General features: G+C 64.7%; 18 protein-coding genes. 6 read left to right on the plus strand and 12 right to left on the minus strand.

The genetic code is table 11. The features are described 5' to 3' along the window. Nucleotides 1–67: 67 nt before the first annotated feature. A complete protein-coding gene (locus ACVIGB_RS21820; protein WP_456721097.1) occupies nt 68–490 on the plus strand; it encodes a DUF2946 family protein in 423 nt (140 codons plus the stop codon). A gap of 112 nt (nt 491–602) precedes the next feature. Then, a complete protein-coding gene (locus tag ACVIGB_RS21825) occupies nt 603–2,987 on the plus strand; it encodes a TonB-dependent receptor (protein ID WP_456721096.1) in 2,385 nt (794 codons plus the stop codon). A 184-nt stretch (nt 2,988–3,171) separates the two neighbouring features. On the opposite strand, the gene ACVIGB_RS21830 is transcribed toward ACVIGB_RS21825, so the two are convergent. The 3 genes from ACVIGB_RS21830 to ACVIGB_RS21840 all read right to left on the minus strand — a co-directional run bounded on the left by ACVIGB_RS21830 (nt 3,172) and on the right by ACVIGB_RS21840 (nt 4,643). Then, nucleotides 3,172–3,489, minus strand: coding sequence for an EthD family reductase (locus ACVIGB_RS21830; protein WP_092124536.1), 318 nt, complete (start codon nt 3,487–3,489; stop codon nt 3,172–3,174). A gap of 113 nt (nt 3,490–3,602) precedes the next feature. After that, complete coding sequence (locus ACVIGB_RS21835) at nt 3,603–4,115, minus strand: GNAT family N-acetyltransferase (protein ID WP_092124535.1); 513 nt, start codon at nt 4,113–4,115, stop codon at nt 3,603–3,605. Nucleotides 4,116–4,154: 39 nt separating this feature from the next. Beyond that, a complete protein-coding gene (locus ACVIGB_RS21840) occupies nt 4,155–4,643 on the minus strand; it encodes an NUDIX domain-containing protein (RefSeq protein ID WP_229164821.1) in 489 nt (162 codons plus the stop codon). A gap of 147 nt (nt 4,644–4,790) precedes the next feature. Between ACVIGB_RS21840 and ACVIGB_RS21845 the strand changes: the two genes are divergently transcribed. Beyond that, entirely contained in the window at nt 4,791–5,678 is an 888-nt protein-coding gene (locus ACVIGB_RS21845) for a metallophosphoesterase family protein (RefSeq protein WP_092124534.1), read from the plus strand. 99 nt (nt 5,679–5,777) lie between these two features. Here the strand turns inward: ACVIGB_RS21845 and ACVIGB_RS21850 are convergent, their stop codons facing one another. The 3 genes from ACVIGB_RS21850 to ACVIGB_RS21860 all read right to left on the minus strand — a co-directional run bounded on the left by ACVIGB_RS21850 (nt 5,778) and on the right by ACVIGB_RS21860 (nt 7,577). Continuing rightward, the gene (locus tag ACVIGB_RS21850) at nt 5,778–6,560 is read right to left on the minus strand and encodes a glycine-rich domain-containing protein (RefSeq protein WP_456721095.1); all 783 of its coding nucleotides are present in this window, start codon (nt 6,558–6,560) and stop codon (nt 5,778–5,780) included. A 22-nt stretch (nt 6,561–6,582) separates the two neighbouring features. Continuing rightward, complete coding sequence (locus tag ACVIGB_RS21855) at nt 6,583–7,158, minus strand: hypothetical protein (RefSeq protein WP_456721094.1); 576 nt, start codon at nt 7,156–7,158, stop codon at nt 6,583–6,585. 209 nt (nt 7,159–7,367) lie between these two features. Beyond that, nucleotides 7,368–7,577 (minus strand): DUF4170 domain-containing protein, encoded by a 210-nt coding sequence (locus ACVIGB_RS21860; RefSeq protein WP_016839740.1) that lies wholly within the window; start codon nt 7,575–7,577, stop codon nt 7,368–7,370. A gap of 242 nt (nt 7,578–7,819) precedes the next feature. On the opposite strand from ACVIGB_RS21860, the gene ACVIGB_RS21865 reads away from it, so the two are divergent. Continuing rightward, entirely contained in the window at nt 7,820–9,262 is a 1,443-nt protein-coding gene (locus tag ACVIGB_RS21865; RefSeq protein WP_456721093.1) for a helix-turn-helix domain-containing protein, read from the plus strand. An 8-nt stretch (nt 9,263–9,270) separates the two neighbouring features. Here ACVIGB_RS21865 and ACVIGB_RS21870 read toward each other — a convergent pair whose 3' ends face one another. The 4 genes from ACVIGB_RS21870 to ACVIGB_RS21885 form a co-directional block, all read right to left on the minus strand. Next, nucleotides 9,271–9,735 carry a hypothetical protein gene (locus tag ACVIGB_RS21870; protein ID WP_456721092.1) on the minus strand — a complete coding sequence of 155 codons (465 nt, stop codon included), beginning with the start codon at nt 9,733–9,735 and terminating at the stop codon, nt 9,271–9,273. Nucleotides 9,736–9,827: 92 nt separating this feature from the next. Continuing rightward, on the minus strand, nt 9,828–10,868 hold the full coding sequence (locus ACVIGB_RS21875; protein WP_456721091.1) for an IS110 family RNA-guided transposase: 1,041 nt from the start codon (nt 10,866–10,868) through the stop codon (nt 9,828–9,830). Nucleotides 10,869–11,311: 443 nt separating this feature from the next. Beyond that, complete coding sequence (locus ACVIGB_RS21880; protein WP_456721090.1) at nt 11,312–11,743, minus strand: hypothetical protein; 432 nt, start codon at nt 11,741–11,743, stop codon at nt 11,312–11,314. Nucleotides 11,744–11,890: 147 nt separating this feature from the next. Further along, nucleotides 11,891–12,613 carry a S1 family peptidase gene (locus tag ACVIGB_RS21885; RefSeq protein WP_456725104.1) on the minus strand — a complete coding sequence of 241 codons (723 nt, stop codon included), beginning with the start codon at nt 12,611–12,613 and terminating at the stop codon, nt 11,891–11,893. A 278-nt stretch (nt 12,614–12,891) separates the two neighbouring features. On the opposite strand from ACVIGB_RS21885, the gene ACVIGB_RS21890 reads away from it, so the two are divergent. After that, nucleotides 12,892–13,305 carry a nuclear transport factor 2 family protein gene (locus ACVIGB_RS21890; RefSeq protein ID WP_456721089.1) on the plus strand — a complete coding sequence of 138 codons (414 nt, stop codon included), beginning with the start codon at nt 12,892–12,894 and terminating at the stop codon, nt 13,303–13,305. A gap of 267 nt (nt 13,306–13,572) precedes the next feature. Here ACVIGB_RS21890 and ACVIGB_RS21895 read toward each other — a convergent pair whose 3' ends face one another. Next, nucleotides 13,573–14,034: a GYD domain-containing protein gene (locus ACVIGB_RS21895; RefSeq protein ID WP_456721088.1), complete on the minus strand. Its 462-nt coding sequence runs from the start codon at nt 14,032–14,034 to the stop codon at nt 13,573–13,575. Nucleotides 14,035–14,302: 268 nt separating this feature from the next. Here ACVIGB_RS21895 and ACVIGB_RS21900 point away from each other — a divergent pair, with 268 nt between their 5' ends. Beyond that, complete coding sequence (locus tag ACVIGB_RS21900) at nt 14,303–15,253, plus strand: aldo/keto reductase (RefSeq protein WP_456749209.1); 951 nt, start codon at nt 14,303–14,305, stop codon at nt 15,251–15,253. A 211-nt stretch (nt 15,254–15,464) separates the two neighbouring features. Here ACVIGB_RS21900 and htpX read toward each other — a convergent pair whose 3' ends face one another. Beyond that, the gene (gene htpX, locus ACVIGB_RS21905) at nt 15,465–16,397 is read right to left on the minus strand and encodes a zinc metalloprotease HtpX (RefSeq protein ID WP_456721087.1); all 933 of its coding nucleotides are present in this window, start codon (nt 16,395–16,397) and stop codon (nt 15,465–15,467) included. Nucleotides 16,398–16,502: the final 105 nt, after the last annotated feature.

Consider the following 16,502-nt stretch of genomic DNA (forward strand, 5'->3'; position numbering starts at 1 on the left):
CCGATGTTATAATGTAACATCGGGACCGCCGGGGTATTCGCGCGCTTCCGTGGGTGGGCGCTATCGCATGAAGTGGTTCCGGAGACGCATCAAGACTGGCTCGCGGCTGGCGCTATTCGCGCTCGCCGTCCAGTTCGTGCTGTCGTTCGGGCACTTCCACCCCATTGCGGCCGCGCAACCGGCGCCCGCGGTCCAGACCGGCCTGTCGCTGCTCGATCTCGCCTATATCGGGACCTCGGCGACGCCGGACCTCGCGGTCCAGGTGACCGGGACCGAGCCGCCCACCAAGCACGACAACGGCCGGCATCCGGCGGATCATTGCGCGATCTGCACCGTCATCTCGCTCGCGAGCAGCATGCTGTTCACGGCGCCGCCGGTGCTATTGCTGCCGGAAGCCGTCGAGCTTCTGTTCCGCACCACCAATGCCGAATTCGTCCATCTGAAGTCGGCGCCTGCGGCCTTCCACTCCCGCGCACCTCCTTTGTCCTGACATCGACTGATTGCTGCACGCCCTGAGCGGACGGCCGCGTCACAGTTGCGGCCTGCTTCAGCAGGGCAAATCGGGATCGATCCGTCATTTCGACGGCACCTGGATCGGGACAATGACACTTCAGAAGAAACGAGCACTCCACATCGGAGGCGCGAGCTGGCTGCTGCTCGGCGCAATGCATGGCGGCGCGCTGGCCGATGACCCGCCGACGCAACTCCCTGACATCACGGTGACGGCGCCAAGCCCGATCCAGCGGCACCGCACCGCGCCGACGCGCGCGCCGGTTCACGTCGTCCGGGCTGCGCCTAGCCGCAACCGCGAACGCGCCGCAGCCGTGCAACCGGCGCAAGCGGCACCGGCGCCCGCACCACAGCAGGGCGTGCTGCCCGTCGTCACCGACCAGTTCGCAACCGTCACCGTGGTGCCCAATGAGGAACTGCGGCGCTCCGGCGGCGCCACGCTCGGCGATCTCTTGTTCTCGAAACCCGGCATCACCGGTTCGAGCTTCGCGCCCGGCGCATCGAGCCGGCCGATCATCCGCGGCCTCGACGTCAACCGCGTCGGCATTGTCGAGAATGGCCTCGGCGGCGGCGGCGTCTCGGATCTCGGCGAAGATCATTTCGTGCCGATCGATCCGTTCTCGACCAACCAGATCGAGGTAGTGCGGGGACCTGCCGCGTTGCGCTACGGCTCGACTTCGATCGGCGGCGTGGTGAGCGCCACCAACAACCGCATTCCCGACGCGATGCCGACCTGCGCGGCGTCGCCGTTCCAGAGCTACGGATTGCCGGTGAAGGCGCCGCTGGTCGACACAGGCGCGCCCGGTTGCGTCAATGTCGAGACCCGCACGTCGGTGAGCTCGGTCAATCGCGGCGTCGAGGGCGGAATGCTGCTGGACGCTGGCGGCAGCAATGTCGCCGTGCATGCCGATGTCTATGGCCGCACCACCAGCGACTACAGCATCCCAAGCTATCCGTATCTGTTCGACCAAACGCGGCCGGTGAATGGCCGCCAACCGAACTCCGCGACGCAGTCGGACGGTGCCTCGGTCGGCGCGTCCTATTTCTTCCAGGGCGGCTATATCGGTGCGTCGATCACCCAGAACGACTCGCTCTATCACATTCCGGGAATCGACGGTTCCGATCACCAGACCCGGATCGACGCGCACCAGACCAAGATCGCGGTGAAGGGCGAGTACCGGCCCGATGCGGCTGCAATCGACGCCGTGCGGTTCTGGGTCGGTGCGACCGACTATCGCCACAACGAGATCGGCCTTGCCGATCCTGCCGATCCTTCGACCCTCGGCATCCGGCAGACCTTCACCAACAAGGAACAGGAAGGCCGGCTCGAAGTGCAGATGATGCCGTTTAATGCCCGCTTTGCGGCGGTCACCACGGCGTTCGGCCTGCAGGCCGGCCATCAGGAACTCACCGCGCCGAGCCCCGACGACCTAGGAAGCCCGATCAACGGTTTGTGGGATCCGAACAATAACAACAGGGTCGCCGGCTATGTCTTTAACGAGCTGAAGTTCAGCGAGACCACCAAGGCGCAGATCGCCGGACGCATCGAGCGCGTCAATCTCTCCGGAATGACGCCGGCGTTCATACCCGATGTCTTTGATCTCACCGTCGATCCCAACGCAATTGGTCCTGCCACGCCGCGCAACCTGCATTTCACACCGAAAAGCGCCAGCGTCGGGCTGCTCCAGAATCTGCCGTACGATCTGGTCGCCAGCGTTACCGCTCAATATGTCGAACGCGCGCCCAAGCCGGCAGAGCTATTTTCGCGCGGCGGACACGACGCGACCGCCACGTTCGACATCGGCAATCCCAATCTTGGCATCGAAACGGCAAAATCGATTGAGGTCGGGTTGCGGCGGGCGGCGGGTCCTCTGCGGTTCGAACTAACCGGCTATTACACGAGGTTCAACGGCTTCATCTTCCGCCGGCTGAACGGCAACACATGCGACGGTAGTACTGCTTGTGTTGATCCAGCCGATCCGGCCGCGCCGCTTGACCTGAAGGAGGCGATTTATTCGCAGCGCGATGCCATCTTCCGCGGCGCCGAATTCCAGAGCCAGCTCGACATCGGCCCGCTCAACGGCGGCATCTGGGGCATCGAGAACCAGTTCGACGTGGTGCGCGCCACCTTCACCGACGGCAGCAACGTGCCACGGATTCCGCCGGTGCGGCTTGGCGGCGGCGTCTACTGGCGCGACAGCAACTGGTTCACCCGCATCAACCTGGTGCACGCCTTCGCGCAGAGCGACATCGCGGTCATCGGCGAGACCCCGACCGCGGGATACAACTTGCTGAACGCGGAGATCACCTACAACACCAAGCTGAATTCGTCGTGGATCGGCGCGCGCGAGATGACGCTTGGCCTGGTCGGCAACAATCTGCTCAACCAGAACATCCGCAACTCGGTGTCCTACACCAAGGACGAGGTGCTGATGCCGGGCCTCGGCGTGCGGGCCTTCGCCAATCTGAAGTTCTGAGCCAAGCGTATCCCTCCGCCGCTTGCGGCAGAGGGATATGCAATCACGTAGCCCGGATGGAGCGCAGCGCAATCCGGGAACACTGCGCCCGCGGCGGAACTGATCCCGGATTTCGCTTCGCTCCATCCGGGCCACAAGCGTCTCTGACGCGAGCGGAGTCGCGAGATTCGCTCGATCGAAACGATCAGTGGCCGACGACGACTTCGCTGATCTGGATCACCGGCTGCAGATCGGTGTAATTCGGAATGTCGCCCATGATCTCCTGGGCGTGCTTGCCCATGCCGGCCGCGAAGGCCTCAACCGAGTCGCAGAAGATGTGGCACATCCCGACATAGGTTGCGGGCGTCCCCGGCGCGCCGCCGGCGAGACCCTTGTCGACGGTGTAGTATTTGCAGGCATCGCCGAGGCGCGCCTTCACCAGCGGCATGTGCTTGTCGCGATAATACTCGTGATCAAAGCGTGCGCCTGGATTGTTCGGATACATCACACTGACCTTGATCATGGCGCGCACTCTCCCTGTTGACATGACATGCGCCGGTCTTGTCCCGGCGCTTGCCTCAACTGTGCTTCAGTTTCCGACAGCGCGCAACCGTTCCGGCGACGCTCGCGCGGATGTCAGATCGCCTTGCTCCAGTCCGGCTGGATCGGCCCGGATACGCCCTCGGCAGCGCCGTCGACCAGTTCCATGACAAGCAGGCGACTGTAGTCGACCGGGCCGGGCATCGTCATCCGTCCCTTCGGGACCGGCTTGAAGCCGACCCGCGAATAATACGGCGCGTCACCGACCAGCACGATGAGCCGATGGCCCTTGGCGCGGGCGTCGTTGATCGCACGCTCGAGCAGCGCGCGGCCGACGCCACGGCTGCGGAACGGCGGCTCGACCGTCAACGGTCCGAGCATCAGGGCCGGCGTATCGCCGACCGTGACCGGGAGTTGGCGCACCGAGCCGACCAGCAGCGTGCCGATCCGCGCCGTGAAGGAGACGTCGAGCAGATGATCGACATGCTCGCGCAACCGGTAGGCGCTGAGCGCGAAGCGGCCGGGCCCGAAGGTGCGCTCATGCAGGCGCTCGATCGCCTGGGCGTCTTTCGGGGTCTCGGGCAGGATGGTCAGGGACAGTTCTGTCATTGTGGGGCGCGGGATAGCATCTGGCGCGGGCGCGGTCCATCACCGCCATGTCGCCGGCGGCGGCTTGCCCTCGAGCACCTCCGCGATCCGCAGCCGCGTACCGGGGGTGGTGTCATCAGGCAGATCAGCCGGGTCGAAAAAGCCGCAGGCCACGATCTCGCGATTCGGCTCCGGCAGCCGGTCCTGCCGGTAGTTCCTGACGACATAGACCGCGACATGATCGCGCGGCGAGACGTGGCTGTTGTGGAAGATGCCGTGCAACACCGGCGTGCCGTCGAGCTCGATCCGCCCTTCCTCCTCGAGCTCGCGCCGCAGCGCTTCGATAAAACTTTCACCAACCTCGACCCCGCCGCCGGGCAGATACCAGCCCTGGACGTAGCTGTGCTTGACCAGGAACACCTTGTTGTCGGCGTCGAGCACCACGGCGCGGACCCCGAGCGTCATGCTGCGGGCCAGCCGCCAGTAGAGATGAAACACCCACCTGATCTGCGGCTCGTAGCGCTTGCGTAAATCGAGCAGGACCGTCACTGAAGCCTCGACATCATGGTGCTTGATCCGTGCTTTGATCCTTGCGCGCCTGCGCAGCTCTTGCCAATACAGGGCAGGACGTTCGGGATAGCACGACATGACCGGCTGCCGGCCATTTTTCACCGACAATCCGAAGGGAATCGCGTGATGGCGGTGTTCCGTCTCGCGCATTTGTCGGATCCGCATCTGCCGCCGCTGCCGGCGGCGCGGCTGCGCGATCTCGCCGGCAAGCGCGCCTTCGGCTACCTGAACTGGACGCGCAACCGTCACAAATATCATCGCCGCGACGTGCTTGACACGCTGGTGTCGGACATGCAGGCACAGCAGCCGGACCATGTCGCCGTGACCGGCGATCTCGTCAATCTGGCGCTGGATGCCGAGTTCAATCCGGCGCGGCAATGGCTCGAGGGTGTCGGCGGCGCGGCCGACGTCACCGTGGTCCCCGGCAATCACGATGCCTATGTGCGCGCGACCCGGCATCGCTTCGTCAGTCACTTCGGCGACTATCTGCGCGGCGACGCCGATGGCGCGGCGTCGCACTTTCCGTTCGTGCGCCGCCGCGGCCCGGTGGCGCTGATCGGCGTCTCCTCGGCGGTGCCGACGCCGCCGCTGATGGCGACCGGCTGGCTCGGCCATGCCCAGCTCACTGCGCTCGATACGATCCTCGCGCAGCTGTCGCGGGAGGAGGCCTTTCGCGTCCTCCTGGTGCATCACCCGCTGCACTCCGACGGGCGCGCCAAGCGGCTGACCGATTCGCATCAGCTGCTGGCGCTGCTCAAGCGGCATGGCGTCGAGCTGGTGCTGCATGGCCATGACCACATCCATTCGACGATGTGGTTCGACGGCCCCGAGCGGAAGATCCCGGCAATCGGCGTGCCGTCGGCATCGGCGCTGGCGCGCAAGCATTATCCGGCGGCGGCCTACAATCTGTTCTCGATCGAGCGCGACGGCAATGGCTGGCGCTGCGAGCAGACCGTGCGCGGCCTCGGCGCTCACGACGGCATTCGCGAGCTGAAGCAAACACGATTGTCCTAGAGCATTTTCGGTTCTGATTGATCAGAACTGAAGCTCCAGATTCTTGTTTTTGGCGCGTTTTCTTCACGCGAACCGGTGCCCACTTCGCTCGAAAACGCTCTAATCACCGCCCCCGCCGCCGCCACAACCACCGCCGCAGCCGCCTCCGCTGTCGCCGCCACCTCCACCGTCGCCACCGCCTCCATCTCCGCCGCCGTGGCCACCCCCGTCGCCACCATGGCCGCCATGGCTTCCGTCACTGCCGGCATCGCCAAAACCCGCCGACGATCCGTCGATCGACGAGTCGGCGAAATCGCCGCCGCAATAGGGACTGCTGCCACCGATGCCGCTGCGGCGCAACGCCTCGCAGTCGGTGTGATAGATGAAGCCGTTCGCGATGCTGAGCTTGGCGTCGAGCGCGAACAACAGGGGCAGCCGCGTCGGCCTGACGGGATCGATGTTCTCGTACTTGCAGCAATACCACCAGACCCGCCGCAGCCCTTCATTGCTCCGGCGCCGCTCCTTCACCAGCACGACCGCGGGGGTGTGATGCAGGAAGCTGCCGAAGGCGCGGCGGCAGAACGCGTCGTATTCGCGGGTGTAGAGAATGAATTCGTGCCAGAGGTCGTCGGCCGCCTGCGACGGCATCGAGACGTAACGCTTGCCGCTCATCAGATAGGCGAGGAAGAACTGCCGCAGGCCGCGCGACACCAGCGCACTGTCCTTGCGGGCGAAGCCGGGGTGATGCTTCTCGAGCCGGGCCAATAGGCCCGCCGGCCACTTGAAGGTGCGGATATATTCGGCGCGCCGCAGCGTCTGCCATTTGCCGAACAGCACGGCGCTGCCGACCACCGCGGCCGCCGCCAGGATGCCGAAAAATGCCGAGGCGGGAGTTACGACCACGATGCCCCCCGCCGGTCAGCGGCTAGAAGTTCTGCAAGCTCGCAAGCAGCGCAAAGCCGAACAGCGCCAGCGCGCCCAGGATGAAGCCGAGCACGAACATGCCGACCCCGCCGCGGCGCTTTGGCGCCACCACCGGCACGGGCGGCGGTGCCGGCGGCTCGGCAACGGGAAGCGGCGTTGCCACCATCGCATGCTCGCGCTCGATCATGCGCCGCGCGACATAGTCGGTGACCGCATCGACCATCACGGCCACGTCGTGCGATTCCGCAAGCACGATGCGGCCGAATCTCGTGTCCTGCACGAAGCGGTAGATGCGCTTGTCGCGCCCCATCAGCACATGCGCGACCACGTCGATCCACAGCCGCGGCGTCTCGCCTTGGCTGATGCCGCGGTCGAACAGATCGACCTTCTCCGGCACCTGCGCAAACAAGGGATCGAGCGCGTCGTTGAGGATCTCGAGCCGAGCCACTTCGGCATCGCGCAACTCGACGACGACGCCGGTGCGATCGGCCGCCTCGATCCGCGCCCGCCGCAGCGCCTCTCGCAGCGTCGGCCGCATCTCGCGCGCCTCGCTGCCGGTGTTCTGCGGATCGGACATGCCTTACGGCCTCGTGGTGACGGGTTGCCTTACCATTAACCTATCAGCAACCATGACGTCCGCAAAGCACGTTGGTTCCCAAGCACTTAGGTGGCCACTTATCCCCAGATGAAAGATCCCGGCACTGTCCCAAAAGCGGTCGACCCCACCCGGATGAACCGGATGGGGCCGCCGTCCTTGGACGTTTCTTAGCTCAGGTAATTTTGGTGTCAGGCCGAAACCCGCGACGGCTCCTCGACGATCGAGAAGCGCACGCCGGCCTTGTGGCGGCTCTCTTCCGAGACTTCCTTCCAGCACTCTTCGGCTTCCTTGCGGGTCTTGAACGGACCGCGGACCTGGGCGGAGCCTTCGACGAGCTTGTGGAAGTTCATCGAGCCGAACTCGCCGCCGATCACCCAGAAATTGCTGCCCTTGCTCATCGTCAGTCTCCTCTAAAAAATCCTGCTGCCCTTGCTCAGCCGCCTGAATTTTGATCCCCGCGACCTACTCGCCGTATCGACATTCTTGACAGAGCATCGCGAAGTGCGTGCCAGGAGATAAACGCGAAAACGGGAAGTTCGTACAGGTGCCTTGTTTTTTATTGGTGATGTCATGTAACATCTGAACTTGTAATAAATGTCGATTTGTAAATCTTGTCACAAAATAGGTCAGGAAAGCTGTCATGCCGGGCGAGTCCGGAAAGAAGCTGTTCGTCGGTCCGCGCTTTCGGCGGATCCGCCAGCAATTGGGGCTGTCGCAGACCCAGATCGCCGAGGGGCTCAGCATCTCGCCCTCCTACATCAACCTGATCGAACGCAACCAGCGCCCGGTGACGGCGCAGATCCTGCTGCGGCTGGCCGAGACCTACGACCTCGATCTGCGTGACCTCGCCACCGCAGACGAGGACCGCTTCTTCGCGGAACTCAACGAGATCTTCTCCGATCCCCTGTTCCGCCAGATCGACCTGCCGAAGCAGGAACTGCGCGACCTCGCCGAGCTGTGCCCCGGCGTGACGCATGCGTTGCAGCGGCTTTACGCCGCCTATACCGAGGCGCGCCGCGGCGAGACGCTGGTGGCGGCGCAGATGGCCGATCGCGAAGGCTCGCAGTTCGACGCCAACCCGATCGAGCGGGTGCGCGACCTGATCGAGGCCAACCGCAACTATTTTCCGGAGCTCGAGACCGCGGCGGAAAATCTGCGCGACGAGCTCAACGTGCCGACCGAAGGCCTGTTCACGGCACTCGCCACGCGCTTGCGCGAAAAACATTCGATCGTCACCCGCGTCATGCCGGTCGACGTGATGCGCGAGACGCTGCGCCGTTTCGACCGCCATCGCCGTCAGTTGCTGATCTCCGAACTGGTCGACAGTGCCGGCCGCAGCTTCCAGCTCGCGCTGCAGATCGGCTTTGTCGAATGCGGCGCCGCGATCGACGCGATCGTCAGCCGCGCCGGTCCGCTCGACGACACCGCGCGCCGGCTGTACCGCATCACGCTCGCCAATTATTTCGCGGCGGCCGCGATGATGCCCTACCAGGCATTTCATTCCGCGGCCGAGGCCTTGAGCTACGACGTCCACGTGCTGGCGCAGCGCTTCAACGCCGGCTTCGAGCAGGTCTGCCACCGCCTCACCACGCTGCAGCGGCCGAACGCGCGCGGCGTGCCGTTCTTCCTGCTGCGGGTCGACAATGCCGGCAACGTGTCGAAGCGGTTTTCCTCCGGCACCTTCCCGTTCTCCAAATTCGGCGGCACCTGCCCGCTCTGGAACGTGCATTCGACCTTCGACATGCCCGACCGCCTGCTGAGCCAGGTGATCGAGCTGCCGGACGGCACGCGCTACTTCTCGATCGCGCAGACGGTGCGCCGGCCGGTGGCGCCCTATCCGCAGCCGCAGCCGCGCTTTGCGATCGGGCTCGGTTGCGAGATCCGTCATGCGGCAAAGCTCGTCTATGCGATCGGCATGGATCTGGAGAAGGTCGAGGGCACCCCGATCGGCGTCAACTGCCGGCTCTGCGAGCGCGAGAACTGCAGCCAGCGTGCCGAGCCGCCGATCACGCGCACCCTGATCCTGGACGAGACCACGCGGCGGGTGTCGTCGTTCGCGTTCTCGAATGCGCGGGAGTTGTAGGCTTACACTCAATCCACCGCCGCAAAGGCCTTGCACCAGCCGTCCTTGCTGATGGCGCCCTCGACCACCTTGCAGCCATCGGGCGCGACGAACAGCGTGCACAGTCCGCAGGAGTAGATGCCGTTCGGCGTGTCCTGATATTCGGCTTGCGGTTTTGTCATTTTGTCGGAGGCTGCGCTAACTCGCAAAATGAGCGTGGCGGGAATCCCGGCGACGGCGACGCCGACAAAGCTGCGCCGCGAACGTCCGGGTTGTTGTTTGGCCATGGTGTTCACCCCATGCGTCGTCCCTGCGAAAGCAGGGACCCATATGTGGACGGCCCCCGTGGCACAAGAGCCTTTTGGCAAGATCGGATCGCTTGCATCCATATGTCCGGCCTGTTGGGTGCGATCGAGTAGATCGCTGGCCAAGATGGTTTGCGCGATGCGAGTTCCAAACAACTCCGCGACCTGTTGACGGCCGATGGGTCCCACGGATTGTCTCGCATCGTTGCTCGATCGATCGCTCCATCCGCTCTTGCAGCTCCGGGTCGGCTGACGAGCGAGCCCGCCAGCCGGCCAATCTGTTAAGCGGTACCCGTCGTCGCGGCATTCAGCCGTGCGGCGTCATAACTCTCCCCCGTCACCATCAGCTTCCAGACGATGCGCGCCACCTTGTTGGCGAGCGCCACGGCCGCAAGCTTCGGCGGCTTACGCTTGATCAGCGCCAGCAGCCAGCGCGAGTGATGACCGCGCCCCCGCTTGGCCTGCTGGATCACCGCCGTGGCCCCGACGACCAGCAGACGGCGCAGGTCCTGGTCGCCCGCCCGGGTAATCTTGCCGAGCCTGGTCTTGCCTGCGGTGGAATGGTCCTTGGGCGTGAGGCCGAGCCAAGCCGCAAAGTGACGACCGGAGCGGAACGCGCCCGGATCAGGTGTCTTCATCACCAGCATCGTTGCAATGATCGGACCGATCGACGGAATCTGCGCCAGGCGCCGGCCCGTGGCATCGCCGCGGTGCCAGGCCATCAGCTTGGCCTCAACCACCTCCAACTCGCCCTCGAGCCTGACGCACTCCCGGCCCAGCACGACAAACAGCTCGCGCGCCAGAGCGGGAAGCGTCTCGTCCTGCGCGATCCGCGCCAGCAGCGGTTCGATCGCCTCCAGCCCCTTGGGCGCGATCAGGCCATACTCCGCCGCATGGCCGCGGATCGTGTTGGTCAATTGGGTGCGCCGGGCGATCAGTCCGTCGCGGATACCCGTCAGCATCAGCGCAGCCTGTTGCTCGGCGCTCTTCACCGGCACAAAGCGCATGCTCGGCCGGCTCATCGCCTCACACAGGCCTTCTGCGTCTCGCCCGTCATTCTTGTTCCGCATCACGTAGGGCTTCACCAATTGCGGTGCCATCAGCTTCACCTCATGGCCCAGCCTGGAAAGCTCTCGCGCCCAATATTGCGAAGCTCCGCATGCCTCCATCCCGATCACCGTCGGCGGCAATTTGGCGAAGAACTCCAGCACGAGTTTGCGCGAAAGCTTCTTGCGTAAGACCGGCTGCTCGGACGCATCAACCCCATGCAGCACAAAAATATGCTTCGACGTATCCATCCCAATGCGGATAATCTGGTTCACGGACGGCTCCCATGTATGAGATCTAGACAACCTCATTCTGGCATACTGATGCCGTAGGGGGCCGTCCACACCATCAACTCCGTGAAGAACATTGTAGGCGAGACTCGTAGTCCCAGTATCGCGCAACGAACAGCATTTGTGGTTATGGGTCCCTGCTTTCGCAGGGACGACGTTGAAATTCTCACCCAACGCGCGCCATGGCTCCGTCGCACCCGCGCTAGGGGCGCGCGCATGTCTCCCCCTCGTCATTCCGGGGCTCGCGTAGCGAGAACCCGGAATCCATCAGGCCGCATCATGGGTAGTGAAATGGATTCCGGGCTCTCGCGGAGCCTGTCATCGGGCGCGCGTTCGCGCGACCCGTTGGCGAGCCCTCAGGTGCGCAATTGCGCACCGGGGAATGACGAAGAGCGAGGACCCCAGAATACAGATGTGTAGCCAGCCGCTCAGGGTTTGCGCAGATTGAGCGAGAAGCGCAGGTTCAGCGGCTGCAACATTTCCGGCGGCGGTGCCTCGCCGACATTGCCGCGCTTCAGGATGGTCCGTAGGTCCTCGGTGGCGCCGGCGTCATTGAAGGCCGGAAACGCGACGCGCTCGACGGTGCCGTCCGGATTGAGCCAGGCGCGCACCACGAGCGTCGGCGGCGGGCCATTCTCCTTGCCGGAATGTTCGATGACCCAGTTGCGGAAGCGATTGGCAACCATCTCGTCGGCCGCGATCCATTCCTCGAACCGGTATTTGACCAGTTTGGCAAACTGCGCCCATGACGGCGGCGCCTGTTCGGGATTGCGAAAGTTGGCGTCTTGAGCGTGGCCCGGCGCTGGGGACAGGATCAAGAGGCCGAACGAGAGCACGAGCGTGCCCCGCAAGATGAGCATGGTTCTGGACAAGGGTTGACCGCGGACAGCCGGCTGACAGGACAACGCGAGAGTATTAGCGCTTGCAGCAACTAGTCGGTCATTGTTGCAGGCATGTGACGCGTGCCGAGATGCTGGCGGCGCGATGCGCGCGTGACGCGGTGCCGCTCATCTGCGGCCGGTCGTCTTCCTGGAAGCGCACGCCATGCGCGGCAAGAAAAAATTTGGCGTGCACGGCATCGACGCCAGCACGCGATCGACCGTGGTCCTGCGGCTCACCACGCCTTCGACGAGGCCGCGGGAATCCAGCACCGGCGCACCGCTAGTGCCGAAGGTGACATTCGAGCGCAGCACGAGGTGCTCGGGATCGCGCAGGGTGGTATCGACGAACGCATTGCCGAGCGATCCGCCATGCGCGAGCATCGGCTTCAGGCGGTCATAGGCCTCGGCAAACACCATGTCGTTGGCGACGGACGTGTCGGCGCGCGGGAATACCGCGGCGAGACCCAGCGTGCGGGGCACCTTGATCAATGCAATGTCGCTCGCGGCCAGCGCCACCACGCGCGCCGCGACGGCCCGGCCCTCCTTGCTGACGACAATCCGGGCGCAATCCGCGACCGCATGCCGCGCGGTCAGCATATGCCCGAGATCGTCGACAAAGAATGCGGTGCCGTCGAGCCGCTGGCTGGCGGCCGGCGGACCAGTGACATCACGCGCCAGCGGCTTCGCAGCCTCCGTCTGTCGCACTGGTCGAAACGGGGAGAATGGCACCTGCGCCGCCGCGCGTTGCGGAGCGAAGCCATTGATGGCGCAACCGATCACCAGGCCGCAGGCCAGCCGGACCATGCGAACAGGCAATCCCGCGCGCGCCGTCGACGCCGCGCCCAGCATCGAAACCAAGTGATGCACCTTCAGACCCCAACCCCGCAGACCCCAAGCGCCTGCCCTTCAACGCCGCCGCGCAAATCGCTTGGCGACAACGTTTGTACATACACCGCACTGAGAGGTGGCTGAAGAGGGCTCGACGTACGATGAGGCCCGCCAAAGCGCATTCGACCGCAACGCCGTCACGTCGATGCATCAAAATGTGAAACGATGACTTTCCATCATTGCCGTTTCGCAACGGCGGCTGCGACCACATGATTTCAGATATCACATGGAGGTCTCAGATGAACGAGCATGCCAGCAAAACCAGCGTCGCCCCCTCCGCGGGAGCTGACGTCCGGGTGATCGAGACGCTGCTCACCCGAAACCTTCCGGAGGTCTTCGGCGAAGGCGATCCGGTGCGCCGCAGGGCCGCAATTGAAGAGCTCTACACCGCGGATTGCGTGCTCTACGCCCCGCCGGGCGTTCTCGTGGGCCGCGACGCACTCGACAAGTTCGCCGGCGATCTCCGCGCGACGCATCCGCACTTTGTTTACACGCCGCATGGCGCGCCGCAGGCGCTGCACAATTCAGGACGCCTGGCGTGGGGCTCCGGGCCGAAACGCGAAACGCCGGTCTATACCGGCGTGGATTTCATCATCGCGCGGGACGGCAAGATCGCGGCGCTTTACGTGTATCTGGACTCTCCGCCCTTGTGAGCGGCGATGGCGTGGTGCCGTGATCGCCGCGCCGAAGACACGCTGAACGAGGCGGCGGACGTCATGCGACGGCACAACCGGCCGGGGCTATGCGAGCCAGCATGCGCGCGCGACATCCGCCTGAGCGACTGCCCATTCGTTGAACGCGCCCCGGATCTGCGGCGCGCAACGGTCCTCGCCTCCGCGCGGGACGCTGCGAAGCGCCGCCGCGCGCGAGGGACAGCGGTCATCAGATCGATCTGCGCCGCGTTTCGTCGTCCGTGCCCGCTAACTTCCTGGAGGCGAGTAGGCAGCCTTGAGCTTGCTCGCGTGCTGACGCACCACCTTGATCTCGTCCTGCGTGAACAGCCGGACCAGCTTCACATTCTGGATGGCGCCGGACGCCACGACCACGCCGGTGATGGCGGGTGCGACGGTCGGATCCGGCACGTCGAAGATCACCATCACGCCGGGGCCATCGGCCGCCATGCTGTACATCGAAATCAATTTGCCGCCGGCCGTCTCGATCAATTTCTTGGCCGCCTCAAGCCGATTGGTTGTCGGGTTCTCCATGATGCTGTTGATGGAACGCGGCGTGTATTCCCCTGAGAGGCAGAAGTGCATGGCAATCCCTCCATTTGGCTGGGAATAAAAAAAGGCATTCACCCGGGCGCCGCCCGGGCAGAAGAAGATTTCGTACTGAAATGAGGACGAAGCGGCCTGCCGATGGCCAGTTGCGCTGCCGCTCATTCTCCGGAATTCGGCGTGACCGGTGGCAGCTCGCGCCACAATCTACATCAAACGTCCTGCGAATGAAATCCTGCGCTGCGACGAAATCGCCCGAAGACGCAGACTGAGGGGCAGCGAAGCTGACCTGACGCACGGCCTGCATCATTCCTTCCAATCGATCTCTTGCGGATTCGCCTCAGATCGTTGCGGCCGGCCCGGTGCCTTGCAAACAAGGGCAATCTGCCTCAGTGTCCCGCGCCTCCCGTCAAGAACAAGAGAAAGAACACTCATGAAGCATCGCGCGCTCGGCCGCTCCGGCATCACCGTCCCTCCCCTCTGCTTCGGCTGCAATGTGTTCGGCTGGACGGTGGACGAGACCGCATCTTTCCGGCTGCTCGACACCGTGCTGGAGCATGGACTGACGTTCCTCGATACGGCCGACGTCTATTCGCGCTGGGTGCCGGGTCATCACGGCGGCGAGTCCGAGACGATCATCGGCAAATGGATGAAGGCGCGCGGCAACCGCAACCGCATCATCGTCGCCACCAAGGTCGGCATGGACATGGGAGGCGGCAATGTCGGCCTGAAGCCGGACTACATCGCGCGCGCCGTCGAGGACTCGCTGCGGCGGCTGCAGACCGACCACATCGATCTCTACCAGTCCCATAAGGACGATGAGACCACACCGCAGGAAGAGACGCTCGCGGCCTATGACAAATTGATCAAGGCCGGCAAGATCAGGGCGATCGGTGCCTCGAATTTCTCGGCGGAGCGGCTCAAGAGCGCGCTGGATATTTCCAGGGCCAACGGGCTGCCCCGCTACGAGAGCATGCAACCCGAATACAGCCTGGCGGAGCGATCGAGCTACGAAGGCGCGCTGCAGCGCGTCTGCGAGGAGAACGACGTCGGCGTGATCACGTTCTTCTCCCTCGCCGCCGGATTCCTGACCGGCAAGTACCGCTCGGAGAGCGACTTCGCCAAGAGCCCGCGCGGCGCGCGCAGCATTCCGAAATACATGAACCCGCGCGGCATGCGTATCCTCGCCGGCCTCGACGAGGTCGCCGCGGAGACCCACGCCGAGCCGGCCGCGGTCGCGCTCGCCTGGCTGATGGCCAAGCCCGGCATTACCGCACCGATAGCGAGCGCAACCAAGCCCGAGCAGGTCGCGACGCTGGTCGCGGCGGCGAGGCTCGAGCTGAGCAAGGGGCAGGTCGAGCGCCTGGACGCCGCGAGCGCGTAGCGGCGCGATTCACTTCACCTCGCCCCGCGTGCGGGGAGAGGTCGGAACGCATCGTCAGATGCGTTCCGGGTGAGGGGGAGTCTCGGCGAATGCAGCTATCAACCTAATCTGCGGAGACAGCCCCTCACCCCAACCCTCTCCCCGTAAGAACGGGGCGAGGGAGAACACCGCCTTCGCGGCTGCAGCGCAAAGATGGATTCCGTCTCACGCCCTAGCCCCACGGCCCGCGCTGGCCTGAGGCACCGCCCCACGGGCTGCGCGGCGGATAGCTGGCGCCGGCCGGCCGTGGCGCGGTCTGGGTGCCGAGTTCGGCGGCGAGCTGCTGCAGCGCGGCGATGCGGTTCGCGGTCGAGGGGTGGGTGGCGAACAGATTGTCGACACCGTGGCCCGACAGCGGGTTGACGATGAACATGTGCGCGGTGGCCGGATTGCGCTCCGCCTCCATGTTCGGCAGCTGGTGCGCGGCGTTCTCGATCTTCGCAAGCGCCGACGCCAGCCACATCGGCTGGCCGACGATGCGTGCGCCAAAATTGTCGGCGGCGTATTCACGGGTGCGGCTGATCGCCATCTGCACCAGCATGGCGCCGAGCGGCGCCAGGATCATCATCGCAATCGAGCCGATGATGCCGGGGCCGTTGTTGTTGCGGTTGCCGCCGAAGAACATGCCGAACTGCGCCAGCATCGAGATCGCACCGGCGATCGTCGCGGTGATCGTCATGGTCAGCGTGTCGTGATGCTTGATATGCGCGAGCTCGTGCGCGATCACACCGGCGAGCTCCTCGCGGCTGAGCTGCTGCATCAAGCCAGTGGTGACGGCAACCGCGGCGTTCTCCGGATTGCGGCCGGTCGCGAACGCGTTCGGCTGCGCCTCGTCCATCACGAATACGCGCGGCATCGGCAGCGCGGCACGCTGCGCGAGTTCGGCGACGAGATTGTAAAGGTCCGGCGCCGAACGCGCATCGACCTGATGGGCGCCGTACATCGACAGCACCATGCGGTCGGAATTCCAGTAGGTGAACAGATTTGTCGCAGCCGCGACGATCAGCGCGATCACGGCGCCGGTTCCGCCGCCGATCAGATAGCCGACGCCCATGAACAGCGCGGTGAGGCCGGCAAGCAGGAGCGCAGTGCGGAAATAATTCATCGTGGTTCCCTCACGGCGAGCGGAATGCTGCCACAACTGACGCCGCTGAGGTAGGGATTTTGCCGCTGAAGCCGCAAGGGGAAGGCGTGCGTCGCAGCGACGCGG

Source organism: Bradyrhizobium sp. USDA 4341 (assembly GCF_054063755.1).

Bases quoted from the DNA above. Each gene is read 5' to 3' on its own strand.
- ACVIGB_RS21890 (WP_456721089.1), top strand. From the start codon at position 12,892: ATGAACGAGCATGCCAGCAAAACCAGCGTCGCCCCCTCCGCGGGAGCT.
- ACVIGB_RS21825 (WP_456721096.1), top strand. From the start codon at position 603: ATGACACTTCAGAAGAAACGAGCACTCCACATCGGAGGCGCGAGCTGG.
- ACVIGB_RS21855 (WP_456721094.1), bottom strand. From the start codon at position 7,158: ATGTCCGATCCGCAGAACACCGGCAGCGAGGCGCGCGAGATGCGGCCG.
- htpX (WP_456721087.1), bottom strand. From the start codon at position 16,397: ATGAATTATTTCCGCACTGCGCTCCTGCTTGCCGGCCTCACCGCGCTG.
- ACVIGB_RS21830 (WP_092124536.1), bottom strand. From the start codon at position 3,489: ATGATCAAGGTCAGTGTGATGTATCCGAACAATCCAGGCGCACGCTTT.
- ACVIGB_RS21820 (WP_456721097.1), top strand. From the start codon at position 68: ATGAAGTGGTTCCGGAGACGCATCAAGACTGGCTCGCGGCTGGCGCTA.
- ACVIGB_RS21895 (WP_456721088.1), bottom strand. From the start codon at position 14,034: ATGAGCGGCAGCGCAACTGGCCATCGGCAGGCCGCTTCGTCCTCATTT.
- ACVIGB_RS21860 (WP_016839740.1), bottom strand. From the start codon at position 7,577: ATGAGCAAGGGCAGCAATTTCTGGGTGATCGGCGGCGAGTTCGGCTCG.
- ACVIGB_RS21845 (WP_092124534.1), top strand. From the start codon at position 4,791: ATGGCGGTGTTCCGTCTCGCGCATTTGTCGGATCCGCATCTGCCGCCG.
- ACVIGB_RS21885 (WP_456725104.1), bottom strand. From the start codon at position 12,613: ATGCTGGGCGCGGCGTCGACGGCGCGCGCGGGATTGCCTGTTCGCATG.
- ACVIGB_RS21900 (WP_456749209.1), top strand. From the start codon at position 14,303: ATGAAGCATCGCGCGCTCGGCCGCTCCGGCATCACCGTCCCTCCCCTC.
- ACVIGB_RS21865 (WP_456721093.1), top strand. From the start codon at position 7,820: ATGCCGGGCGAGTCCGGAAAGAAGCTGTTCGTCGGTCCGCGCTTTCGG.
- ACVIGB_RS21835 (WP_092124535.1), bottom strand. From the start codon at position 4,115: ATGACAGAACTGTCCCTGACCATCCTGCCCGAGACCCCGAAAGACGCC.
- ACVIGB_RS21880 (WP_456721090.1), bottom strand. From the start codon at position 11,743: ATGCTCATCTTGCGGGGCACGCTCGTGCTCTCGTTCGGCCTCTTGATC.